The sequence below is a fragment of the Paenibacillus sp. J22P165 genome (genome assembly GCF_059692015.1).
In genome coordinates this window covers 907,669-932,022 of record NZ_JCAUAP010000001.1, presented here as the reverse complement: position 1 = coordinate 932,022, position 24,354 = coordinate 907,669, and the positions used below count along the sequence as shown (strand labels likewise).

General features: G+C 45.4%; 24 protein-coding genes and 1 pseudogene. 8 read left to right on the top strand and 17 right to left on the bottom strand.

Features of this window, described 5'->3' with window-relative positions:
• The 5 genes from AC58QM_RS04040 to AC58QM_RS04020 all read right to left on the bottom strand — a co-directional run.
• On the bottom strand, positions 1 to 224 hold a 224-nt coding region (locus tag AC58QM_RS04040), incomplete at its 3' end, for a helix-turn-helix domain-containing protein (RefSeq protein ID WP_497281541.1).
• Positions 225 to 630: 406 nt separating this feature from the next.
• Positions 631 to 1,686 carry an acyltransferase gene (locus AC58QM_RS04035; protein ID WP_497281539.1) on the bottom strand — a complete coding sequence of 352 codons (1,056 nt, stop codon included), beginning with the start codon at positions 1,684 to 1,686 and terminating at the stop codon, positions 631 to 633.
• A 116-nt stretch (positions 1,687 to 1,802) separates the two neighbouring features.
• Entirely contained in the window at positions 1,803 to 2,375 is a 573-nt protein-coding gene (locus AC58QM_RS04030; RefSeq protein WP_497281537.1) for a ferric reductase-like transmembrane domain-containing protein, read from the bottom strand.
• Positions 2,372 to 3,337, bottom strand: a complete 966-nt coding sequence (locus AC58QM_RS04025) for an FAD:protein FMN transferase (protein ID WP_497281536.1) — start codon at positions 3,335 to 3,337, stop codon at positions 2,372 to 2,374. Before AC58QM_RS04025 ends, AC58QM_RS04030 begins: the two co-directional genes overlap by 4 nt.
• Before the next feature lie 32 nt (positions 3,338 to 3,369).
• On the bottom strand, positions 3,370 to 3,684 hold the full coding sequence (locus AC58QM_RS04020; RefSeq protein WP_497281534.1) for a hypothetical protein: 315 nt from the start codon (positions 3,682 to 3,684) through the stop codon (positions 3,370 to 3,372).
• A 383-nt stretch (positions 3,685 to 4,067) separates the two neighbouring features.
• Between AC58QM_RS04020 and AC58QM_RS04015 the strand changes: the two genes are divergently transcribed.
• From AC58QM_RS04015 to AC58QM_RS03995, 5 genes are all read left to right on the top strand, one after another.
• Entirely contained in the window at positions 4,068 to 5,459 is a 1,392-nt protein-coding gene (locus AC58QM_RS04015; protein ID WP_497281533.1) for a YheC/YheD family endospore coat-associated protein, read from the top strand.
• 14 nt (positions 5,460 to 5,473) lie between these two features.
• Positions 5,474 to 6,580 (top strand): YheC/YheD family endospore coat-associated protein, encoded by a 1,107-nt coding sequence (locus AC58QM_RS04010; protein ID WP_497281531.1) that lies wholly within the window; start codon positions 5,474 to 5,476, stop codon positions 6,578 to 6,580.
• A gap of 103 nt (positions 6,581 to 6,683) precedes the next feature.
• The gene (locus AC58QM_RS04005) at positions 6,684 to 8,048 is read left to right on the top strand and encodes a YheC/YheD family endospore coat-associated protein (RefSeq protein WP_497281529.1); all 1,365 of its coding nucleotides are present in this window, start codon (positions 6,684 to 6,686) and stop codon (positions 8,046 to 8,048) included.
• A complete protein-coding gene (locus AC58QM_RS04000; RefSeq protein WP_497281528.1) occupies positions 8,048 to 9,175 on the top strand; it encodes a YheC/YheD family endospore coat-associated protein in 1,128 nt (375 codons plus the stop codon). Before AC58QM_RS04005 ends, AC58QM_RS04000 begins: the two co-directional genes overlap by 1 nt.
• A 6-nt stretch (positions 9,176 to 9,181) precedes the next feature.
• Positions 9,182 to 10,288 carry a YheC/YheD family endospore coat-associated protein gene (locus AC58QM_RS03995; protein WP_497281526.1) on the top strand — a complete coding sequence of 369 codons (1,107 nt, stop codon included), beginning with the start codon at positions 9,182 to 9,184 and terminating at the stop codon, positions 10,286 to 10,288.
• Positions 10,289 to 10,312: 24 nt separating this feature from the next.
• Here the strand turns inward: AC58QM_RS03995 and AC58QM_RS03990 are convergent, their stop codons facing one another.
• The 4 genes from AC58QM_RS03990 to AC58QM_RS03975 all read right to left on the bottom strand — a co-directional run bounded on the left by AC58QM_RS03990 (position 10,313) and on the right by AC58QM_RS03975 (position 12,972).
• Complete coding sequence (locus AC58QM_RS03990; RefSeq protein ID WP_497281525.1) at positions 10,313 to 10,723, bottom strand: ArsR/SmtB family transcription factor; 411 nt, start codon at positions 10,721 to 10,723, stop codon at positions 10,313 to 10,315.
• A 30-nt stretch (positions 10,724 to 10,753) separates the two neighbouring features.
• The gene (locus AC58QM_RS03985) at positions 10,754 to 11,809 is read right to left on the bottom strand and encodes a cation diffusion facilitator family transporter (protein ID WP_497281523.1); all 1,056 of its coding nucleotides are present in this window, start codon (positions 11,807 to 11,809) and stop codon (positions 10,754 to 10,756) included.
• A 191-nt stretch (positions 11,810 to 12,000) separates the two neighbouring features.
• The gene (locus tag AC58QM_RS03980) at positions 12,001 to 12,225 is read right to left on the bottom strand and encodes a spore germination protein (RefSeq protein ID WP_310500439.1); all 225 of its coding nucleotides are present in this window, start codon (positions 12,223 to 12,225) and stop codon (positions 12,001 to 12,003) included.
• Positions 12,226 to 12,300: 75 nt separating this feature from the next.
• Positions 12,301 to 12,972 (bottom strand): HAD family hydrolase, encoded by a 672-nt coding sequence (locus AC58QM_RS03975; RefSeq protein WP_497281521.1) that lies wholly within the window; start codon positions 12,970 to 12,972, stop codon positions 12,301 to 12,303.
• A gap of 248 nt (positions 12,973 to 13,220) precedes the next feature.
• Between AC58QM_RS03975 and nagB the strand changes: the two genes are divergently transcribed.
• Both nagB and nagA read left to right on the top strand, forming a co-directional pair.
• A complete protein-coding gene (nagB, locus tag AC58QM_RS03970; RefSeq protein WP_497281519.1) occupies positions 13,221 to 13,949 on the top strand; it encodes a glucosamine-6-phosphate deaminase in 729 nt (242 codons plus the stop codon).
• The gene (gene nagA, locus AC58QM_RS03965; protein WP_497281518.1) at positions 13,946 to 15,115 is read left to right on the top strand and encodes an N-acetylglucosamine-6-phosphate deacetylase; all 1,170 of its coding nucleotides are present in this window, start codon (positions 13,946 to 13,948) and stop codon (positions 15,113 to 15,115) included. Before nagB ends, nagA begins: the two co-directional genes overlap by 4 nt.
• Positions 15,116 to 15,299: 184 nt before the next feature.
• Here nagA and AC58QM_RS03960 read toward each other — a convergent pair.
• Positions 15,300 to 15,371: pseudogene (locus AC58QM_RS03960) on the bottom strand (manganese catalase family protein); the annotation flags it as partial.
• Between the two features lie 262 nt (positions 15,372 to 15,633).
• On the opposite strand from AC58QM_RS03960, the gene AC58QM_RS03955 reads away from it, so the two are divergent.
• Complete coding sequence (locus AC58QM_RS03955) at positions 15,634 to 17,046, top strand: MDR family MFS transporter (RefSeq protein ID WP_497281517.1); 1,413 nt, start codon at positions 15,634 to 15,636, stop codon at positions 17,044 to 17,046.
• A gap of 96 nt (positions 17,047 to 17,142) precedes the next feature.
• On the opposite strand, the gene AC58QM_RS03950 is transcribed toward AC58QM_RS03955, so the two are convergent.
• The 7 genes from AC58QM_RS03950 to AC58QM_RS03920 form a co-directional block, all read right to left on the bottom strand.
• On the bottom strand, positions 17,143 to 17,709 hold the full coding sequence (locus AC58QM_RS03950; RefSeq protein ID WP_497281516.1) for a manganese catalase family protein: 567 nt from the start codon (positions 17,707 to 17,709) through the stop codon (positions 17,143 to 17,145).
• 15 nt (positions 17,710 to 17,724) lie between these two features.
• The gene (locus tag AC58QM_RS03945; protein ID WP_497281514.1) at positions 17,725 to 17,991 is read right to left on the bottom strand and encodes a spore coat protein CotJB; all 267 of its coding nucleotides are present in this window, start codon (positions 17,989 to 17,991) and stop codon (positions 17,725 to 17,727) included.
• Complete coding sequence (locus tag AC58QM_RS03940; protein ID WP_497281512.1) at positions 17,988 to 18,233, bottom strand: spore coat associated protein CotJA; 246 nt, start codon at positions 18,231 to 18,233, stop codon at positions 17,988 to 17,990. The genes AC58QM_RS03945 and AC58QM_RS03940 overlap by 4 nt, the downstream gene beginning before the upstream one ends.
• 163 nt (positions 18,234 to 18,396) lie before the next feature.
• Positions 18,397 to 19,443, bottom strand: coding sequence for a sporulation integral membrane protein YtvI (gene ytvI / locus AC58QM_RS03935; protein ID WP_497281510.1), 1,047 nt, complete (start codon positions 19,441 to 19,443; stop codon positions 18,397 to 18,399).
• A 14-nt stretch (positions 19,444 to 19,457) separates the two neighbouring features.
• Positions 19,458 to 20,795 (bottom strand): hemolysin family protein, encoded by a 1,338-nt coding sequence (locus tag AC58QM_RS03930; protein ID WP_497281508.1) that lies wholly within the window; start codon positions 20,793 to 20,795, stop codon positions 19,458 to 19,460.
• Between the two features lie 27 nt (positions 20,796 to 20,822).
• The gene (gene yfkAB, locus AC58QM_RS03925; protein ID WP_497281506.1) at positions 20,823 to 21,950 is read right to left on the bottom strand and encodes a radical SAM/CxCxxxxC motif protein YfkAB; all 1,128 of its coding nucleotides are present in this window, start codon (positions 21,948 to 21,950) and stop codon (positions 20,823 to 20,825) included.
• 126 nt (positions 21,951 to 22,076) lie between these two features.
• Positions 22,077 to 24,317, bottom strand: a complete 2,241-nt coding sequence (locus AC58QM_RS03920) for an MMPL family transporter (protein WP_497281504.1) — start codon at positions 24,315 to 24,317, stop codon at positions 22,077 to 22,079.
• Positions 24,318 to 24,354: the final 37 nt, after the last annotated feature.

The following is a 24,354-nucleotide window of genomic DNA, read 5'->3' as shown; positions in this document are numbered from 1 at the left end:
TTTTCATAACGTTCTTCAACCATTTGTAGTCTTTGTAGTTCTTGCAAATGCTCGTCCGCCATTGGTATTTCTTCTTGTGAAATGGTGTCACGATGTTCCCTAATCCACTGGAGAATAGTTTCTGGATGAATGTCGTACATACGAGCTAAAACCCCAACCTTAACTCCAGCCAATGCTTCTTTAACTATTTTAAGACGTTCTTCTTCTTTTAACCTTTTTCCCATGCCGAATCATCTCCCTTATCCCTATTTTAATAAAATGGGTAGGAAGACTCCAGTTTAGTTAGGGGGCCTAGGAGAAAGTACAACTTTCTCACCACTTTCCAGCTCAAAACTAGTGAATTGTTGCAAAAATACATCTTTTTCGCATAAAAACATGCTTTTTTTACGATACAACCAAAAATAGATGCTTATTTGCATGCATTTCCTTTTCCATCCGAAAAATGGCCTCCAAAGCTGCATTTTCGCAGTTTTGCAAGGCACTTTTTTGCACTCATCTTCCTAGCACTCACTTAGAATCCTAGGAGCCGTATTCCCTTCTCCAACAAAAAGCCCTCACCACAACTACATTTTCGCAGTTGTGGTGGGAGCTTTTTTGCAAGAGCTACTTTTGTGTAAATTAGTTTTGAAGTCACTTCAGCAACACTTTTCTTCCCTTCCGATATAACAAAGTCAGTATCCAAGGAATGGCTACAATCAAGACGAAAACAACACCGTTATAAACATTAAATAATAGAATCGAACCTGGCATGTGCACCTTATACTTCCATAAGGAGAGTAAGGCAGGATGCATGAGGTATACGCCGAAAGAAACCAATCCCAGTGAGACGAAAAATTGCGCGATGCGCTTCCATCTTACTAGAAGCTCCTTCGCCATCCAGATCATGCTCACGCCTATGCCCAGATTGTAGATCAGCCATGTAATCTCATACCACGTATTTTCAAACGAATAGCCTCGCGATGCTAACAGATAAAGCCCGGTGTATACCAATCCACTTACGATGGAAGCTGGAATGACCCACCCTTTGTTGCGTTCGAGCCAAGCGCGGAAATTGCTATAGTTCATCCCTATAGCACCGCCAACGAGGAAGTAACCAAAATAGGTAATACACAGCTCTGGTTTATGACTAATAGGACCGACCCAGTGACTGTAAATGTAGACACCTGCCTGAATCGCTAACCCCCAGAATGCGAGTGTTTTACGAAACCATGCTGCATTTCTTACTGCCCACACGAGCAGTGGAAACAACAAGTAGAACTGCACGATAATGATCATAAAATACAAATGATAGCCTGAATCTGCCCATTTTAGCTGCTCGAGAAAGACTTTCAGATCTATTTTGATTGGATGCCCTGGCGTCCATAGCCACGGATTATATATATAGTAGAAAAACGACCAAACAATATAAGGAACAAGCACTTGCCTAACACGTTTCCAATAGAAAATGCCTGCTTGCTTAGCGCTCCAATTATCTGCATAAATATAGAACAACACAATACCGCTCAAAAAGATAAAGACAGGAACTGCGAAATAACTTATTTTGTTTAAAAATAAAACAAGCAACTGCGTGCTGCTGCCTTTCAAAGCCGGATCCACGGTCCAATCCGCCGTTACATGAATCAGAACAACAGCAAGGATCGAAATTGCTCTAACAATATCAAGCTCTGTGATTTTTGCTTTTGCCATATCGGTTTATTATCCTCATTTCCTTATAAATACCCTTTAACTATAGACATTTTCGACATGTTTCGCAACAAGGGAATATGTAAAAGAGCCCCAATCCAAGGGATTGAAACTCTGTGTCATAATTGTTTGGTTCGCCCTAACTTAACTTGACGTTTTCGTGAGGATTGTTGCATTCGCAATACGGTTAAACCAAGAAGGATGATGGCTGTTGTCATGTACATCATGATTGCCCAACCTTGCTTACTATCTGTCCCTAGAAAGAATCCATGAAGTAACGACAATGCAAAAATCGGATAGGACAACATATGCAGAGCCAGCCACAGTTTTCTTTTTAACTTATGCCGAATATCCGTTGTAAATAAAACAAGAAGTAAGCCATACATCGCGATTGTACCTACGCCATTCCATAGCGGGCTATGTGCCGCATGAAAAGGGATTAGGAGTTCAGCCCAGTCGAAAGGCATGAAAGTATCTATAATGAGAAGAACCGTATGAAGAAGTGCGAAGCAAGTTCCTGTTATATTGGCATAAGTGTGCCATCGGAGCAGTTGGCCCTTACGGTGCCCTTTGATATTAGGAAAGCTATAGCTAATCCCTATTACCATGCCAATGAACAAGGTTAGATAGGATAGGATACCGAATGATCGAATGAGCATCCACGTAGGTAATTCAACCAAAATAGGAATCATAGGCATCTCACTCCTTTCAGACCTGTCCAGGATAATTCCTTACTGCCGAAACGTGGCTTCACATGACACACATCACCGACTGAGGTGAACAATAGAGCTTCCATTCCCTGGGCCTTGCGCTGAAAGAGGGGGACGCCATCCTCAATACTTCGCATACACAGCACTTTGGCCCATACTTCACAAGCAATCAAATCCTGACCGGCAACGGTGCACTGCACCACATCGGATAGACTTGGCTGCATCGTACGTGTATCAATGAGGTGATGCCTCTCTCCTTCACTCGTTTGCCAACGTCTATGCAATTTACTCGAGGTAGCTACAGCACCAGTTACGAGTTGAACCGCAGCTTCTTGGGACGTATCCGATGCATAGGGATTTGCAATGCCGATACACCAGGGTTCCTTCTCCGATGATCCTCCCCACACTACCACATCGCCGCCTGCATTGATGAAGCCTCTATTCACTTGCCAATCCATCAGTAGGTGATTCGCTGTCTGTTGTGCTGTCCAGCTCTTCACTATCCCGCCAAAATCCAACTTATGGCCCTTCGAGATGCGAACTGATTTCATCCTAGCATCTACTAGCAGCGACATGCCTAATTTGGCAAGGGGCTGTGGCTGCTCAATCTCTACAGGACTTACCTGTATGATCTCAAAAGATTGTCTATATCCGGCCTGCTCTATCGCTTGTCCAACACCAATATCAAAAGCGCCATTCGTTTGTTCCTGATAGTACTTCGCTAACTCAAGTACCCCCAGCATACTGTCAGAAACGAAACTTAGCTGCCCGCTTCTCGCATTGAGATACGAACATTCACTTGTGGAAAGAAAACGACTAAACCGTTGTTCTGCCTGTACGAAACGCTCCAATACGGGGATTTCAAGCTGAGCCAAAGGCACATCGGATTCCAGAAGGAGCTGCACGTGTGCATTCATGGATCGAAATGTGAGCTCGTGAAACATACATTATCAACTCCCTTCCTAGCTTTAAAAGACTAGGATGCACGGCTTCTAGTATGGGACTTTGTTTGTGGAAGGGATTGCGAGAACGAATCGTCCGACTCATTCAGTTGGTCGCGGCTTCTTCCCGTGCGCTCCATTTTCGCAGCTGCATTTCTATCGAAAGGTTCTGATGATAAATCTTGCCTTTGTTGTGTAGTCACTGGGGCCATAGGAAGTTTGGCATTCGCCGCTTCACGAACAGCTGCTAGGAACTCTGGGCTTTCTTTGACTTCCTGAAACAAATAAACCACAAGCATCGCGATTACGATTGCAATCTGCCACTTCGTCCATCTCGAGGATACTTTCATACCTCATCCATCCCATCTCAATGAATAAGAATCTAAGCTCATTATACGCGGTTATGGTCCTAAAATCCTGAATAACTCCTAAAAAATGGCTGAAAGATCCCTGAAGTTATGTTTGAAGAATGGGCGCTTTCCTGCAGAAGCCTAGGCACAAAGGGAAATATGTCCTCATATGATGGAGTAGTTTACTTTGCTTGAGCAGTAATACCATTGTGACCATATGAGAAAAGATACGTTTTCGATGAACGAAAATAGCTTTCTTGTTGGCGATAAAATCTAACTTTCCCGGGGCCCCCGCAAAGGTCACTTTGTAGGGGAGAATAGCGGTCGATCATCCTTGAATGACCTCGATAGGGATTTTCTCATGCTGGAAGGAGTGTTCACTATTGACCAGAACGAAAGTTGGCGTATCCATTCAAAGCACCAGCATCTATTTGGATGATCGGACCGTTGTTCTAAGTGCAGCCATTGCAAAAAAATGGAAAGTTCCATCCAATCAAATGATTAACATGCGATTCGGCTCTTATCAGCAGGATGTCAAAGTGGTCACAGCTGCTGTACCGAATAGCCTCCGCGTCGACCCTGCACTTGCATCTAAGATAGGTCTTCAACAAGGGGCTCGGCTTACGATCAACTATAAGCCAACTTCGAATACAATGTCGATTGGACCCTTAATTGGCGTTATGATTAGCCGCGTTAATGCGAGTTCCCAGAGTCGCCCATTCGGTCCGATTACCACCTTTTGCAAAGAGTTGACCGATGCTTGTGATCAACTAGGGGCTAGTGTATGTTTCTTTCCACCCAAAGAAATGCGCGCCAATCCCCAATCCATTTCAGCGTATTCCTACGCAAATGGCTCTTGGAGTAAAAGAACGTTCCCAATTCCGAATGTCATCTACAATCGTCTCACCTCGCGCAAGTACGAGAATATGACCAATGTTCAACAGTTCATGAAAGACGTCAAATCTCGCTATGGCACGGAAATTTTTAATGAGAAATATTTGAACAAAACAGAAGTGTTTGAGGCTTTACGTAAAGATAGCTCCTTGCATACTTACTTACCTGAGTCTTATCTTTTCAAAAACTTTCAAATGCTGAAATCTATGGCCGCCCGCCACAGTGTTCTATTCCTTAAACCAATAACTGGAAGTCTTGGAAATGGCATTATTCGTGTTCGAAGAGATGGTTTTGGCGAATCGTATACAGCTCATTCAACTAGCCTTGCCGGCGTACGTAGACAAACGTTTCCTTCTTTACTAGCCGTATTTCAATCCATTTCTGGGAAACTGAAAACGCAGCGCTATCAAATTCAACAAGGGCTTGATCTCATTACATCCGAGGGAAATCCAATTGACTTCCGATCACTTGTACAGCGGGGGGAAAAAGGAGAATGGGAAATTACTTCCATTGTAGGTCGGATTGCAGGTGCGCAGCACTTTGTATCCAACTTGGCAAGAGGCGGATCCTTATCCACTGTACCGGCAGCGTTAGCCAAAGCCTCCTTCTCGACAACTGCAGCCCGCGCCTCCATCATACGTCGATTACGTAAAGCTTCATTGGATATCGCTAAAGGAATCGAAACTCAGATTCCCAGTCATTTCGGTGAACTAGGAATTGATCTTGCCGTAGATCGATTAGGCAGAGTTTGGCTGCTTGAAGTGAACTCCAAACCGTCTAAAGACGATAATACAGCTCTTAACACGGATAATACTAAAAATAAAATTAGACCTTCCGTCAAAACATTAGTCAAATACGCTCGCTTTCTAGCGAAGTATTGAGGTGAATTATGCGATTGCGAACACAACGCCCTTTGTTAGGTATCATGGTTACCGAACTGAATCGCGACCTTCCTTTTGCCAGCTCGAGTTTCTATCAGAATCTAACCATACAGGGTGCTAACAAGGGCATCGATGTGTTTGTTTTCTCGCCTAATCGCATCGATTGGTTGCAAGCAACGGTACGGGGCTATATGTATGATCGGACACAGTTGGCCTGGATTACCAAGCTGTTCCCTCTTCCATCACTCATTTACGATCGTTGCTTCTTTGGTACGAAGCAGAGTTATCTCACGTATCAATATCACGTGCGCAAGCTGCGTGAAATCCCCTCCATCCGTTTCCTAGGTTACGGACTTGGCGGCAAGTGGGAAGTGGGCCAGATTCTCCAGCAAGATGCTGCTTTACGTCCCTTCTTACCAGAGACTAGTCGATTACGGAGCGGTCAGCAACTTGAAACATGGCTGCTGAGCCAGCCTGACGTATTCCTAAAGCCCCAAGGTGGCAGTCAAGGCAAAGGTGCCATACACATACACAAAGATGGCTACCTTTTTCAAGTAAAAGGAAGAGATGGACGTAATCATCCCGTAGCAGCCGAGTTCAAGGAATGGACCGCTTGCTGGCAGTGGCTGAAGCGTTTATTAGGCTCACGTCCGTACCTCCTGCAACAATATTTACATCTCCACGCGATGAACGGGAAGTCTTACGATGTACGTTCCTTAGTACAGAAAAACGGGCGCGGAAATTGGGAACACACAGGAGTAGCCGTTCGCGTAGGTCAACAGGGAAGCATTACCTCCAATCTGCATGGCGGAGGCACTGCCGAAGATGCGAGTGATTATCTCACTAGAGAATTTGGTGAATCGAAGTCTACTCAACTGATGGATACGATTGATATGCTATCAAAGCACATACCATCCGTACTGGAGTCCTATCATGGTCGACTAGCCGAGCTCGGCATTGATTTCGGCATTGATACCAGCGGAAACGTTTGGATTCTAGAAGTAAATTCAAAGCCAGGCCGAACAATCTTCGCCCGTTTGCATAATGAACGAGCACGAACGAAATCAATTGCAAATCCGATCCACTATGCTGGATTTTTGTTGAACAAACAGCTGAGCTGAAGTCAGGCTAAGCTTTGTTTGAACGTGCTCATGGGGGCAGAAAGTCAACTGCTTGTTTGACACGGAAAGCCCCGTAGGGCAACAAGTTTAGGAGGGTAACCTAATGAGTTTGACATCGTGTATGCTCCACGCCGTACAACGAACAGATAGATCGGTCTACTTAACGAGTGATCTCGCCAAAGCTTTACGGTTAACCGGAACTAAATCCATTACTGTAAAGGTTGGGAGTAAAGGGACTTCGTTACCGGTCCGTTTGATCAAAAAAAGTGGTCAGCATATGTACATCCCGCTTTCCCTAATGGCCTCCTTGCGTATTCCTCGCACAGGGAATGTGTTAGTCATCAATACGAACAATAAAGAACTTCGCATCGGTCCGCTTATTGGCGTTCTAACCAATGTGGAAAGCGGTACATCACCTTTCGGTTCCAAAACTGGCTTCATTCGTCAAGTGATCAACACTGGTTCACAACGCTCTTTCAGTTTTGCTTTCAGTCCTAAGAGTGTGAACTGGATTCAAGAGACCGTGTCCGGCATAATCCCCAAAGAAGGCGGAGGTTGGACACGTAAAACATTCCCGCTCCCAGATGTCATCTACAATCGGCTATCCAGCCGTAAAGCAGAGAAATCAGCAGGTATGGAGGGATTTAAGAATCGCTTCGTAGGGCGGGGTATTCCGATCTTTAACTGGAGCTTCTTTGATAAATGGGATGTTTACAAATTATTAGACGGCGACGAAGCGTTTCGTTTCGTACCTGAATCCCGTATAAATCCCACTGCCGAACAGATCAAGGATATGCTCGATAAACATAAATTTATTTACTTGAAACCAACAGCAGGCAGCTTAGGCATCGGTATTTATCGCGTTACTTATAATCCGAAGCGTGGTTATTTCGTCCGTTACCGAAAAGCTAATAAAAATGTGCTGATTCGTTATTCCAAATTTGAAGGCTTGATGCAAATGCTGGGAACAGGACGGGGTCGATTAGCAAGCTACGTTGCCCAACAAGGGATTCGGCTTATAGAAATTGATAATTGCCCTATTGATTTCCGTTTTCATTTAACAAAAAATGGTAGTAATCAGTGGGTAGTCTCAGCCATTGGCGCCAAGAAGTCTGGTAAAGGCAGTGTTACAACTCATATCCGTAACGGCGGTCAACTCATGACACCTGAGCAGGTACTTCGTTTAGTTTATGGGGCACGTGGGGAACAGATTCTCGACAATGCGAAGGAAACAGCAATTAAACTCGCGCAAGGCATTGAAAATAATTACAATCATTTGCTCGGTGAACTTGGTTTCGATATCGGTATTGATCAAAATGAAAAAATATGGATGTTTGAAGCCAATGCGAAACCTGGTCGATCGATTTTCAAACATCCATCATTAAAAGACGGAGATACCGCCACGCTGCAAAGTGTCTATGAGCATTGCCTTTATTTGAGCCGCTTCCGCTCAAGGAGGGAGAACTAATGGGTTTTACCCTTCATGAGAAATCTCCTAAACCTACATTAGCTATCCTCACGGTAAAAGACAGTTCCCGTGTATTTCGCGGAAACTTAGATAACTTTCTAGATCTGATTCGAACAGGTGAACGCTATGGGCTCGACGTGTACGTCGTAACTACGAAAGACTTCAGTATTTCAAATTCTGAAATGTACGGTTATCGCTTTTACCCAAGTACAAAGAAATGGAGCAGGGAACTTGTTCCCTCTCCTCAAGTTGTCTATAACCGCATTCCCTACCGCAAAATGGAAATGAAACCAGAGGTTCAACAAACCATTCAAGCCTGCAAGCGCAGCACCAGCATTCATTTATTCAATCCTTCATTTTTTAACAAATGGACATTATTCAGTTGGTTAAATAGTGCGAAAGAAAGTAAACCGTTCATGCCTGATACTTTGCAAATGAATGAAGTATCCGATGTCTCTCAATTATTACAGAAGCACCCAGTCCTTTACTTGAAGCCTGTGAAAGGTAAAGCTGGAATGGGGATTATGCGGATAGATCGCGTAAATGCGAAGGGACAAAGTGGACACTATCGTTTAAGCCGTCTTCATGAGAAGAAAATGGTCTATAGCTATCACAACACAGCAGATGACATCTGGCTGGAATGGGACCGTCATCGCGGTGGCCAAGATTATATCGTCCAACAGGGTATTGCACTTACCCGATTCAAAGAGCGTGCCTATGATCTGCGTGCTCTAGTCCAGAAAACAGCAAAAGGTGAATGGAAGGTTTCTGGCATTGGAGCTAGGGTAGCTGGTAAAGCAAGTATTACCACACACGTTCCGCGCGGAGGCTCAATTGATGAACCTAGAAAACTGCTCACGTATGCTTTTGGAGCCAAAGAAGCCAAAAACATTTTAAAACGCGTGGGAGCTGCGGCTGTTACCTTAGCCACTCAAATAGAGAAATCATCGGGTAATCCACTTGGTGAAATGTCGATGGATATTGGTGTTGACACTTCTGGACACATCTGGTTCTTTGAGGCAAATTCAAAGCCAATGAAATTCGATGAACCCCGAATCCGCCAGAAATCACTTGAACGAATTATTCAATACAGCTTGCATTTGATTAATTCTAGGAGAAGAAGGTGATTATGCTTGGCTCAAGAACGACTAGGCGTACTCGCTATCTATCTAAACAACTCACGACTTGAAGAACTGGCTTATTTTAAACGGCTAAGCAAGGAAGGCCAACGACTAGGCGTTCAAGTTGAGGTATTCACTCCGGCGGATGTACAGGGAAACGCAGTGCGAACACTCACATTTGATTCCAATCGAGAAAGATGGCTTCGGAAATACACCACCTTACCTCCAATTATCTATGATCGCTGCCGCTATAAAGCCGCGGCGAATTATCATATGCTTCAAGCCTTTCGCAATCGACATGGCAAGCTCATCTATTTAAGTAAACCACTCGCCAATAAATGGTCAATGCATCAAACCTTATCTCAAAGCGCAGCCATTCGTCCCTATCTCCCCGCCACGGTTCGTTACAGTTCAATCTCTGAGTTGATGAAGTTTCTAAAGAAATATAAGCTCATTTATGTTAAACCGAAGAATGGCACTGGGGGAAGAGGGATTCTACGAATTGAACAAATCTCCCCCGATTTGTATTTGTTACAAGGTAGAAATCAATATCGCTCCATCATCGCGCCTTTCAGAGCTAATGAAAGACAGCTGGCCATCAAGCTGCATACGCTGAATTTGAGCCCTGACTATGTCGTTCAACAAGGGATCCATCTGACTCTGAATGACGGTCGTGTTCATGACTATCGTTTGCTTATTCAGAAAAATGGTCAAGGTGAGTGGGAAGTGACGGGGTGTGCAGGAAGAATTGGTCCTCATCGCAGTATTACATCCAATCTTCACGGCGGCGGTACGGCTGTAACGCAAGATCGCTTGTTAAGCTATCGGTTCCCTTCCCCAGAGAAAAGAGAATCCATTAAGGAAGAGATGAACGAATTTGCTTATAACCTGGCTGACTACTTGGAAGTCAAATTCGGTAAGTTATGTGAGTTGGGTATGGACATCGCCGTCGATCTCAAAGGCAATGTCTGGCTGCTTGAAGTGAATCCGAAGCCTTCCCGGGAAGTGTTCCGCAGGATTGGTCAGCATGCCACTTACCAGAAAGCCGTCACACGACCATTGGAATATGCACTCTGGATGCTCAGTCAAAAAAAAAGCGCTGACGATAGGAATGATTAATACCATATGAAAAAAACAAGCGTTTCACTTAGTAGAGTGAACGCTTGTTTTTGGTGTTTCCTGATTGTGCCCTAGATGCCCCATCGTTTGAACAAAGATCTGCTCAATGTGCTCATCATCCAGCGAGTAATAGACCGTCTTTCCTTCTTTGCGTCTTTTCACAATATGCAGATCCCTCAAATACCTTAGTTGATGTGAAACTGCAGATTGTTCCATCCCAATTCGCAGCCCAAGATCGTGAACACAGAGCTCTTTATTCAGCAAAAAGTAAATGATCTTAACGCGCGTTGGATCTCCAAGGGCTTTGAATATCTCAGCAATCCCAATCGCTTGTTCATCGGCTAGCCCAATCTCGCGTTCATTTTGATTCGAATCCGAATGGACGCAGCTGCAATCGTCAGCGATCGTATTTACTTCCAGCACTCCTTTATCCATACTTATCTCCTCCTGTCTTCGCTACTTATTTTATACTTGAAGAGCCCGGTGGTTGTTCGTTGACTTCTCGATTTGGATCGTCGCGTGCGTTATGCCGAATTGCTTCTCAATCGCAGTAATCCCTTGTTGCAGAATGGCTTGACTGTCTTGATCATCCTTTATCAACAGATGGCAGCTTAAAGCTTCCATACCCGAAGTAATCGTCCACACATGTAAATCATGAACGTCAACGACACCGTCAATACCTTCTAGCACTTGTTTCACAGATGTCATCGAGATCGCATGCGGTGTTCCTTCCATCAAGATGTGGAGCGTTGATTTGAGGACACCCCATGCCCCTTTCAAAATAAGAAGAGACACAATAATACTTATAATAGGATCGGCCGCATACCACCCAAACAGCAGCATGACAGCACCAGCAATGATTGCACCTACAGAGCCTAACGCATCTCCTAATATATGCAAATAAGCACTGCGCAAATTCAAATTGCCATGAACATCTCCCTTACGCATGAGCGACCAGGCACTTAATAAATTGGCTAGTAGACCAATGCATGCGATCAACATCATAGAGCCACTAGCAACAACTGTAGGATGAAGGAAACGTTCAATGGCTTCCCATATAATGAGTCCAGCAATAACAAATAACGTCACCGCATTAAAGAGTGCGGCCAATATCTCAAAACGATGAAAACCGAAGGATAACCGTGTCGATGTCGGCTTCGCTGCAAACCACAGTGCCAATAAACTTAATGCTAATGCACCTGCATCGCTTAACATATGGCCCGAATCAGAAAGCAACGCCAAGCTATTCGTCCAGAGGCCGCCGACAAATTCAAGTAACATGATGCCTGCCGTTATGCATAAGGCAATGAGCAACCCCGCTTTATTACCAGAATGTCCATGATGATGCCCATGCCCGTGATGATGATGGCCGTGTCCATGGCTATGTCCATGACTGTGTCCATGATGTTCGTCATGACCGTGATGGCTGTGCCCTTCATGAGCATGATGCTCATGACCTTTCTTCTCATGCTCATGGTCATGTCCACATGCGTGTTCCTTTTCCGAATCATGCTGATGCATGGCATTCCCTCCCTAGCTGCTCACAAATGATGAATTTAAGTCTATATCCTTATATATGAATGATTGTTCATATGTTAATAATAAATAAGCAGACTTGCCAGTGTCAATAGGCTTCACCAAAAATAAAAGACCGATTCATCAACTCACGTATGTGAGTTTGAATCGGTCTTCATCATGCTCCGCTCCATGGACTAAGTCCCTGTCGCTGTTTTATTCGCCCCCGCTTCAATCACGTCAGGATCTAACGTAATTGTTGCACTGAAAACGGATGTGGATATCGAGAAATCCCCTGTGATTCCACCGCCAGCTCCTGTATATGTTTTGGAGGCACTTGTCGGGGCAATGACAGCTGTATCTCCGTTAATCAGGTTTCCTTCATTCCTTATAATATTAAATATTCCTACAAAAGAAGGCATTCTGATCAGCACCTTTATCTCTCAATGTGCTACAGTGTATGCCCAAAGCACCCGCTTTGCGACAACCTGCGCGAATTAGCTTAAATGATCAAGCAACTCGGCAAATCGACCGATACGGATATGTGCACCCTCGAGCTCACCAGCATCTCGGAAGCCTGCATAATCGCAAGCTGCAACAATCAGGTTATTGCGAAGTCCTGCCTCTACATCGGACGAGCGATCTCCAACCATCCAAGCGGACTGAATCCCGTGTTTTTCCAGCAAGATTTGAACTAAATCTACTTTGGATCTCGTTTGATACTCGCCAGCACTGAACAAGCCTTCAAAAAGATGAGCAATCCCCATCGCAGCTACGACTTGTTTGACATAATCCTCCAACCCGTTGCTAGCTACAAATAAACGAACACCTTTGGCATGCAAGGTCTGTAAGGTTTCAGCCACACCTTCATATAACACGCCGCGGCCTTCTTGAAGCCCTTCAACCTGGTATTTAATCAATAACTTGTCCGCTTCCTGATGCACGGTAACAGGCGCTTCTGGCATGACACGCATCCAGATATGTTCAAGGAGCATACCCAATGCACCTAGAATTCGTTCCTCTGGTGGTGTCTCTCCTTCAAAAATACCTCTTGCTCGAAGTTCGTCGAATGTCGCATGGTACGCCGGTAAAAGTAAGGTTTCCGTTTGAAATAACGTCCCATCCAAATCAAAGAGCATTGCTTCTGGCAGTTGTCCCCGAGTAGTCATTTTCTTACTCCTTTATATGTATAAAATAGTTGTAATGATCTACGTTAAGAATGGCAAACATACCCATGTAAGTCAATGTACAATCATGGAAAATGCTTATTGCCGATCTTAATAATTTCAGTTATGATTGAAATGAGAATAATTTGATCAAAAAATGAAATTTTCATGCAAAATAAATTGAGCTTCATCTAAATAGCAACTTGAATTCAACCTTCCACTCCCACCTATGAAAGCGAGGAATAATGATTATGAATCTTCATATTTTTCAAAACCAACAAGAACTGAACGAAGCAGGTGCAGGTATTATCACCTCCCTCGTTCAAATGCAGCCAAAAGCCGTTCTCGGCTTGGCAACCGGCGGAACACCCGTTGGTATTTACGAAGAACTGGTGAAGGCTTATCAAAAAGGTCGCGTTAGTTTTAAACAAGTGACGACATTTAACCTAGATGAGTACGTCGGGTTACCTGACGACCACTCTGAGAGCTACCATGCCTATATGCAGCAGCATTTATTTGCTCATATCGATCTTCCTGCTGAATCCGCTCATATACCGAATGGCAATGCCTCTGATTTGGAAGCAGAATGTGCGCGATTCAATCAACTTTTGGACGACGCCAAGCAAATCGATCTTCAAATTCTAGGTCTTGGTCATAACGGACATATTGGCTTTAATGAGCCTGATGATTCCTTAATTAGTGGCACTCACCGTGTAGAATTAAAAGAAGAAACACGTGAAGCGAATGCTCGTTACTTCGATTCGATCAATGATGTGCCGACGCACGCTTTGACAATGGGGGTAGGCACGATCCTGAAAGCCAAAACCATCCTATTAATCGTACGTGGTGCCGATAAAGCAGAAATCGTACACCGTGCGTTAACAGGTCCTATTACAACGGAAGTTCCTGCTACACTCTTGCAAACTCATCCTCACCTTGTTGTACTGCTTGATGCTGAGGCTGGGAGGTTGTTCGAATGAGCGAACTTCTCATCTCAGGTGCCAAGGTTGTTACGGAACAAGGCATAATTGAAAATGGATTGGTTCACGTCATTGATGGCAAATTGGCGTACGTCGGCGAATCCTCTGCTTGGCAGAATACAGCTAGTCCAAGTGTGGTTCGCATAGAAGCAGACGGTAAATGGTTACTCCCTGGCTTCATTGACGTTCATGTGCATGGCGGTTACGGGGCCGATTTCATGGATTCGAACACTGAGAACCTAGATACCATTACACGTTTTCATGCTGCTCACGGCACAACGGGCATGCTGGCTACGACAATGACTGCAACACGTGAAGCGATTGATCGAGTACTTGTTGAAGTGCACAGCTATATGGAGCAAGAAATGCCTTATGCTCAGTTACTTGGCGTGCACTTGGAAGGACCTTTCATTTCGCCCAAATGGGCAGGAGCTCAAGATCCGAAGCTCATGGTCACGCCGCAGCTTAATTGGTTGAGGGATTGGCATGAGCGGTTCCCACAGCTCATGAAGCAGTTGACGTTGGCCCCTGAACGCGAGGGGGGCCATGAGATGATCGCGTGGCTGCGCGATCAAGGCATCGTTGCCGCATGCGGCCACACGGACGCCTCCTACGCCGACATTCAGGCGGCGGCGGAAGTGGGGCTCTCGCATGCGGTGCACACCTTCAACGCGATGAAGCCACTGCATCATCGCGAGCCAGGTACCGTCGGTGCTGTGCTCACCGACGCACGTATCAGCGGCGAGGTGATCGCCGATGGGATTCACGTGCATCCAGCAGCGATTAAGCTGCTGACGATGGTGAAGCAGCCGCATGGCTTGCTGCTGATCACGGACGCCATGTCCGCCGCCGGGCTCGGCGACGGGCAGTACGACCTTGGCGGCCAAGCCGTGACCGTGCAGTCGGGCGTTGCCCGGCTGACGGAGGGCGGCGCGCTCGCCGGCAGTACGCTGACGATGATCGATGCGCTCCGGTTTATGGTGCGCGAGGTCGGTGTCAGCGTCGCAGACGCGAGCCGCTATGCGAGCGGCAATCCGGCGAGGCTGCTTGGCCTCACGGATACGCACGGCTCGATTGCCGAAGGCAGACACGCCGACTTGCTGCTGCTCAGCTCGGAGCTGGAACTGGAGCAGGTTTGGGTGCACGGCTCGGCGATAAAACAATAACTATGCACTTAGGGACGTCCAGTCCCAGTGCTCTTAAAAAAAAAGGCCCTATGGGGCCTTTTTTTGCTATACATCGGTAGCGGCGTACCTTTTCCCTGCTTTAGCGCCCCTTTTGGGCGTTAAAGCTATCCCTGCGACGCTCACCCGCGCCAATAAGGCCCCAAAAGGGCCTTATTTCCCCAATCTCCAAAGTTGCATCTTTCGTCAGCTTATACACCATCGTAGCAATCATCTCAAGATGAGCAAATTCTTCTGTACATCATTTCAGTGACGATTACTCCCACAACTGAGATGAAGAATTTGCTTGCTTGTTTCAATTGACTTATAAGAAGCTGCTATTTATACTTTCCAAGAAAGGAAGTGGTCCGGTCTATGTACCAGCTCATCATCTTTACGCCAGAGAAAACCCGTTCAATAACATAATGGGCCTCAGGCGAATAGCATAATTCTACAATAATCTAACGTGACGTTGAATGTGGATTCGCTTTTTCCTTGAGGTACCACCTGGAGGAGAAAAAATGAAGCAAGATACGGGAAAGTGGCCGGTAATTCTGGCCGTATTACTTGGCACATTTACGGTGATATTAAATACAAGTCTACTAAATCCAGCGTTGCCTGCTTTTGCAGAGCAATTCAAGGTTGACGAATTAAGCGTCAGCTGGATTATAAACATATATGTATTAGTAATGGGTCTTACACTTCCGTTAACAGGATTTTTTAGCAGGAGATATGGTTCCAAGAAGGTGTACTTGGTCGGCTTAATTCTATTTCTGATAGGTTCATCTTTGGCAGCAGTTTCTGGGAATCTTGCGGAGCTTATTGCTTGCCGTGCCTTGCAAGGGTTTGGCGCGGGACTTTTGATGCCTTTATCGATTACGCTTATATTTACGGCTGTTCCTGCCCACGAAAGGGGAATGGCAACGGGAATTTGGGGTGTAGTAAGTATGCTGGCCCCAACAATTGGGCCCACTCTGGGTGGTTTGATTATCGACCACGGGGATCCCAGACTGTTATTCCTAATTAACCTTCCTACATGTCTGCTTGGTTGGCTAACAGCAGTACGGTTTCTTAAGACTTCTGCTACTGAAAACAAACAAGACTCTCCATTTGACGCAAAAGGATATTTGTATCTGTCAGCAGGTATCGGATTGTCCTTATATGCACTTGGAAATATGAATACAGTTGAACGCATATCGAGCCTGTTTCATTGGGGCGTACTGTTTGCGGGGATATGCTGTATTTTACTTTTTATCACGGGACGGCGTAAGCATACCTTATTGAATTTGTCTTTACTGAAAATCCAGCAATTTCGGATCGGTACGATCGTTACCACTTTAACTGCTGTAGGTTATTATTTATCGTTTTTATTAATCCCGATTATTATTCAGAATGTGTATCATTACAGTGCTACGTATACCGGCCTTTTGTTTATTCCTGATGCCGTGATGACAGGAATATTTATGCTGGCTGGAGGCAAAATTCTGGATCGAAAAGGTGCTCGGAATGTCGTTGCCTGGGGCCTTTGTATAACCGGGGTAACGACACTCCTGCTCGGGTGTTTAACTTCGAATACCTCATTCTGGTTCATTACTTTGTTAATGGCAGTACGGGGAGCCGGTTTTGGACTTTCCAGCATTCCCGCCACCACAGCAGGACTGGGGGCTTTGCCGGAGGATAGTCTCGTAGAAGGATCTGTGTTAAATGATTTGATTGAACAGATCGTCTCTTCCGTAGCCATTGTCATTTGTTTATTAGCTTTTGTCATTTGGAGAGATGCTTCAGCAGTGTCCCAACATCTTTCATTGGAAGCAGCCAGTCTGAAAGTATCAAATGGATTATTTATCGCGCTTGGTATTGCCATATTCTTCGTGCTTGTTGTCTGGCTGCGTTCTTCGCCAAAGCCGAGTCAAGATGTCGTGAGAGAGCTCTGAACTAATAATAATTTCATAACAGTAAAGCCACCCTTGAGCAGGGTGGCTTTTTTAATGCGTGAGGTACCAAGTTCAGAGGATATCTGCGGACTGGATTCAAAATATCTTCTTCACCCGATCATCCTTCAGAATCTCAACAGCCTCCCTAAAACGAAGCGAATGCACAATCTCCCTCTCCCTGAGAAATTTCAAGCTATCCTGTAAATCCACATCATCCGTGAGGTCGATTAGCCACTGATATGTCGCTCTCGCTTTCTCCTCTGCCGCTATATCCTCGTAAAGGTCAGCTATGGGATCTCCCTTGGCTTGTATGTATGTCGCTGACCAGGGTACCCCTCCGGCGCTCTGATAGAACAGCCCGCGATCATGAGCTACATAGTGATCATCCAATCCAGCCGCCTTCATTTGCTCCAAAGTTGCATCTTTCGTCAGCTTATACACCATGGTTGCAATCATTTCAAGATGAGCAAATTCCTCCGTCCCAATATCCGTCAATAATCCGACAACCTTATCCGGAATCGAGTAGCGTTGGTTCAAATAACGAAGCGCCGCAGCGAGCTCCCCATCAGCTCCCCCGTACTGCTCTAGAAGCAGTTTGGCCATCCGAGGGTCGCATTTACTAACCTTGACCGGGTATTGCAGCTTTTTTTCATAAATCCACATTGACAATCCTCCTTCCTAAACTTGCCACGGCCAAGGAGTTTCGCCCCACTGCCATGGCGCTTTCGAGAAGCTATGTCCATAGGACATCAAAGGACCGAATTCCAACTCAAACTGTTGAACCATGTGCATTCGCTTGTGGGCAAATTGATTATATTGTTGGATCACGCTCAGATCATCAGGGTGTGTGTCCAAATAAAGCGTCAACTCCACCAATACAAAATCCACGGCTTGCAGATCACGAAGTTGCTTGTAATAGGCTTCTGGCAGCACACGCTCGCTCATGTTGACTGGCCCCCTTCATCCCCTCTTGGCTCCTCCTGTAACGGATTCGGATAAGGCCCATAAAGAGCAGGCCAAAGCGTCCCAACCCTTAAAGCATCATAAGGACTAAACTGAGGCAATCCTGGCGGTTGAAAATGCATATATAATTGCGGCGGTGTATTATACCATTTCACGCGGATCGGCGGACAAGGATCGCACGGCCCAACATACGGGTACCAACTTTTAAATTGTGTGTGTTTCATACGTCTCCTCCTTCTCAGAGCCTATATGACACGTTATATGCTGTATAACTTGACCAAAATCACCGATTTCCCATCTTTTTCGAGGAAATGTTCTCAAATAACTGAAAAATCCCTCTCCGGTTGCGTCACACACAACTCGAAAAGGGATTTAAGTTACTCGCCGTTAATCCAATTTGATATTATATCTCAACACGTCTGCTTTGCGTAAGGCTTGATAAATAATAACGACCAAGGGTCCGAGGAACAGTCCTGCAAGCCCAAGCCACTCGAATCCGATATACAAGGAAATCAACGCTGCTAATGAATTGATGCCAACGGCATCACTAAGCACTTTAGGCTCGACAATCCGGCGGAGAATGATCAGTACCAAGAAAAGTACAAACAAACCAATTCCCATTCCCGAGTATCCCATCAATAGCTGATAAATAATCCACGGAATGAAAATAATACCAGTCCCGATCACCGGCACGAATTCCATCACCATGACGAGGAGAGAAATGGCCAGTGGATACTCAGCACGAAGAACAAGTAAGCCGATGAACGTGAGCAAATAGGTGAAAATCGCCATGATCAACTGGGCTCGAATGAAGCCGAAGATCGCCTCTCGTAAATAGACCAAGACATGTTCCATTTTATCTTTGGATTTCGTTTCAAACATGGAGAGAAATGCCGCCTTCAGATTAGGCAGGTTATACATGCACAAATAGAGGGCGATCACATACACGATTAGCAGCATGAAGAGATTCGGAATTTTCCCGGCCATGTTCAGGAAAAAACCTGAAATGCCACTCAAAATACTCGTCAACGCACCTGTTAACGTTTCTGTACTGCGTTCCACCCAGGTCTGTACCTGTTCTGCCATTTCCGGCGATAAAGAATCATAGAACACTTGAGTTCGCGTAACAGCTTGATCCACGTATTTATTGACATCTTCCATATAGTTAGGCGCTTTCCGCCCAAGATCGATGAGCTCGGTTACCACATTCATCCCAATGAAATAGATTAAGGCCACCATCAGTAACGTAAAGGCTGTACTAACGATAGTCGCTGCAATAAAGCGGCTTATTTTCGCGAAACGCATCAAAAGAGATGTTAATGGGTCCAAGAAAATAGCTGTCACCAGTGCTAGGAGAAAAGGCAGTCCTACGGTGAATAAACCGTATAACAGCAACAATCCTAACACCATGAGTATGGCTGTCTTAGGTGACATAGAGACTCCTCCGATTATTCATTTCCCGGTTTAACAGTGTCGATATTCGTGATATGTATACGAACAATACGCAATCGATCTACCTCGGTCACTTCAAATACATGATTAGCATAAGGCACTTTCTTCCCTTTGACAGGTGCGCCTTCCACTTTTTTAAACAACCATCCACCAATCGAATCTACATCGTCATCTTCAATTTGGAGGTCTAGCATATCATTCAGATCTTCCAGCAAAACACGACCATCGACAGATGTGTATTTGTCTTTGACTTCCACACCAGGACGCTCATTCACATCGAATTCATCATGCAGTTCTCCCACGATTTCTTCGATAATATCTTCTAACGCCAAGAGCCCTGCCGTTCCCCCATACTCATCAACAACAATTGCGAGTTGGGAATGCTTTTTCTGCATGAGCTTAAGCACGCGGCTAACTTCCATCGACTCAGGAACGTTCAGAATAGGACGAATAAAGGTCTTAAGCTCCTGCTCAACATCTGGGTCTGCCGTAAGTAGATCGGCAATATGTACAAAGCCTACAATGTTATCTTTGTGCTGATCAGCAACCGGATAGCGTGTATGCTTGGTTTCATGAACGAAGCGTAAATTATCAATAAAGCTTACTTCTAGAAATAGACAATCCATATCGGTCCGCGGCAGCATAACTTCCCGAGCGATGAGATCGGAGAATTCAAAAATATTATCAAACAGCGTCATTTCATCTTCGTTGATATGACCGCTTTTGACACTCTCATCCATCAGGATGCGAATTTCTTCCTCCGTGTGCGCTGCCTCATTCTCACTTGCAGGCTCGACACCTATCATTGCGAGAAATTTATTCGCGGCTCCGTTAAGTACCCAAATTATCGGGCTAAATAATTTATAGAAAAACAATAGCGGTGCTGATAACCACAAGGAAGTCAATTCTGGCTTTTGAATGGCAAAGGATTTGGGCGCAAGCTCACCGAGCACGATATGCATAAATGTAATAAACCCGAAAGCGACGATAAACGACAGCGTCGTTGTATACATTGATTCGCCTACACCAAGTGTGTGAAAAAGAGGCTCCATAATCAACTCATCAATCGCCGGTTCCCCAATCCAACCTAGCCCCAATGAAGCTAGTGTAATCCCCAGCTGCGTAGCGGATAGATACCGATCCAGCTGAGAAGTCACTCTACTCGCATATTTGGCCTTGCCGCTGCCTTCATTAACCAGTTGTTGAAGTCGAGACTGTCGAACCTTCACAAGCGCAAACTCTGCTGCTACGAAAAATCCGTTTAGCATCACGAGTAGGATAACTAGGAAAAGATTAAGTACGATAGAACCGAAATCAAACGACGTATGTGGCAAAATGTAATTTCTCCTTCAGAAAGATGATTAGATAATAGCTTTACGGCTTTTGAAATCCACATCTCGATAGTACGAATCAGCAACAAGCAGGTTGGGACCGCAGCACGATGCGGCACTACAGAAGCAATTCACGCGCTGGTTCAGCGCATTATTCTCCCAACGTGCAAAGATGGCATCAAGACCATCATCATGTATATTTCCAAGCGGAGGCTCATTAGCAAAATCGGTGACGAACACTTCGCCAGTGAATGTACTGACATTCAAGCGGTTCCGTCCATCCGGGTCATTACGAACCGTAACATTCGGTGCTTCACGCAGACGCTTAACTAAATTTCGATCCACATCTAGCTGATTACATGCGAAGAAAGGTAGCGTTCCGAACAGCATCCACATGTCAGGGTTACGCTGATCCAACAAACGATGGATACTCGCACGCAATTCGTCCAGTGAAACCATCGGAAGATGTGAGGCAAAAGAGCTCGCATACATCGGATGTACCTCGTGACGCTGGCAGCCCATTTCGTTAATCAGCTGGTGAATCTCAGGCAACTTCAAATGCGTCCGTGTGTTAATCATGGATTCCGCAGAAACATACAAGCCGCCTTTGCTAAGTGCGATTGTATTGTTAACCATCCGCTCATACATCCCTGCAGCCACCACTTGCCCAACTGGACGCTGCGAATTAACAAAGCCTACTTGATGGAAGTCGTCAGCATTCAAATAATTAAACGAGATATGCATCACATCGAGATAGGGTGCAAGCAGCTCATAACGCTCCAAATCTAACGTTAAATTCGAGTTGATTTGAGTGCGAATGCCCCGCTCCCGCGCATACTTAAGGATCGGAAGCATATAGTCCTTCACGATCTTAATGTGGTAAGACGGCTCGCCGCCCGTAAGACTGATCGTTTCCAAATGCTCAATTTCATCCAGCTTTTGCAAAATGACTGGCAACGGGATACGTGGCCCTTCTGTCATTGTAAGTGAATCCCCAACTGCACAATGCTCACAACGCATGTTACACAGATTGGTGATGGTTAGCTCTATACTTGTTAATACATGTTTCCCGTATTTCCGATACGACCGGATGGGGTCCCAAGGATCATACTGGGGAGTTAACTCCGGTAAGATGGAGTGTGTTACGTTCCTATTCATGCTGTTTACACCTGACCTATCATTTCCTATTCAAGAACTTATTAGTACCTATTATGCCTATACCTATGCCCTTTATTGTAACTTATGATTCACAAAAAAGGAAACAGCCGAAGGGGCCATGAGGGGCTACGGCTTCTCCACTTTGGCCTGAAGCTTCACATGGGGCTTCACTCGGAGCCACCTCGGCGCCCACCAGTTCGCTTCACCAAGCAATTTCATAAGGGCAGGCACAAGCATGACGCGTACGATCGTGGCATCGATCAATACGGCAAGTCCGAGACCTAGTCCCAGCGCTTTCATAATTTCAATATCCGTGAAAATAAATGAACCCACAACGACAACAAGGATGAAAGCTGCGCTTGTAATTAAGCTTCCTGTTTTTTTCAAACCTTCCGCTGTACTCTGATCGTTGTCGCCGGTTGCCTCGTATTCCTCCATGATCCGAGAAATAAGGAACACTTCGTAATCCATCGAAATGCCAAACACGACACAGAAAATAATCACAGGTAAGGTCGCGCTCACATAACCGATTGACGTGATGTGCAGCATATCCGCCATATACCCATACTGAAATACGACAACAACGATACCCAAGCTAGCACCTAAACTAAGCATATTCATAAGTACTGCCTTCAGAGGAAGCAAAATAGAGCGGAAAGCAAATAGCAGAACCAGATAAGTAATCCCCATTACGAAAATGAGCACTACCGGAATTTCCTTTTGAATACGGTCAATGATGTCCAAACGGTAGGCTGGTCCACCTGTAACTGCCGTCTCTAAACCTTCATGATTCAGCTTGCGGAGCTCATGAACTAGCGCATCCGTCGCAGGATCGTCGGTATCCTTTTCAGGAACAACAATCATCAAAGCCGTATGCCCCTTCGCTAATTGTGCGTCCTCTATTTGCTTTTTAACCTCTAATTTCGTAAACATACCAGCAAGTTCTGTATCCGTATGTGTTCCCAAAACACTTAGATAGCTCTGCACTTCTTTAACACCAGCCACAGCTTTGACGCGATCCCCGTAAGCATGAATCTCCTCAATCGAAGCTGATGACCATATCTCTTCTTTCGTATGTATCACAACCTGAATCGGTCCTGTCATGCGAGGATCATAGGCCGTTTTCAACAGTTCCGCACCATAGCGGGATTCATAGGTTGGGGGAAGCACCTCAGCATTAGGTACGCCTAATTTCATATGTCCAATGGGTGTCATACTATAGATCAATACACCACCAACAAGAACGACCAATACGACCGGACGCTTCATCACTGCGTAAGCAATTTTCTCCCAGAACTTCGATGTTTCTTGTTTACGAAATCGCTTAGGAACGACTTGCAGGGAGTTTATCCGATGTCCCAAAATACCTAGAAGTGCTAGCAGCACCGTATTGGCTACAACCACAGAAATTGAAACTACGATTACCCCTCCCAGACATAGGGATCTGAAGAACGTTAAATCCACAAACAGCATACCCAATAACCCAATGAGTACAGCGATCCCTGAGAAGAAAATCGATCTTCCTGCTGTTTGACACGTCATGGCCACGGCAGCAGCTACACTACTTTGAACCTTGAGCTCTTCACGAAAGCGGCTGACCAGAAAGAGCGCATAATCAATTCCGACAGCAAGTCCCAGCATCGTAACCATATTGGGCAAAAAATTGGATAAAGACTGATGTTGTGCTATGAAATAGGTCACTCCAAGCGTGAGAGTCACGCTCATGATTCCGACAATCATCGGCAGGAGCGCTGCAACGAATGTACCGAAGACTACGAGCAGAACAAGGAGCGCAATGGGTAAACCAATTGCTTCTGACTTGGCAATATCATGTTTGCTGGCCACCTGCATGTCATAGAGAATCGCTGGTCCCCCGGTTACATACACGTCCATGCCGTCCGGTGGATGTACGAGTGACTTGAGCTCTGGGAATTTCTCTAGCGCAGGATCTGTATCCAACTCGAGCGATACGTTTACTGCTTGAACGTCCAGATGCCCCTCGTTACGTGGCGTAGTTACAAATTTCACATCTTCCACATAAGGCAGTTCTTTCAGCTTCGTAAGTGATGCCATGATCGCATCTTGCTGCGCTTTTTCCGTTAAATGAAGCCCATTATGCCCTGTATATACCAAACTCAACTGCGTTCGCGGCACACCCAGCTCATCCCTCATTTGAATCAAGCCCTGATCCGATTCACTACCTTTCGGTGTAAACCCGTTATCTTTCAGCATCCCCGGCGTTTTCTGCGCGAACACAGCAAAGATGAGCATTAAGCTGATTCCAATCGCCAGCACTAGCCAGCGGAACCGAAACATGGCGTGCCCCCATTTCCAAAACCTTCCTTGTTCCATGGTCTCCCGCATCATGCATCCTCCTTGATCTACAAAAAGAACCTGGTTTCCC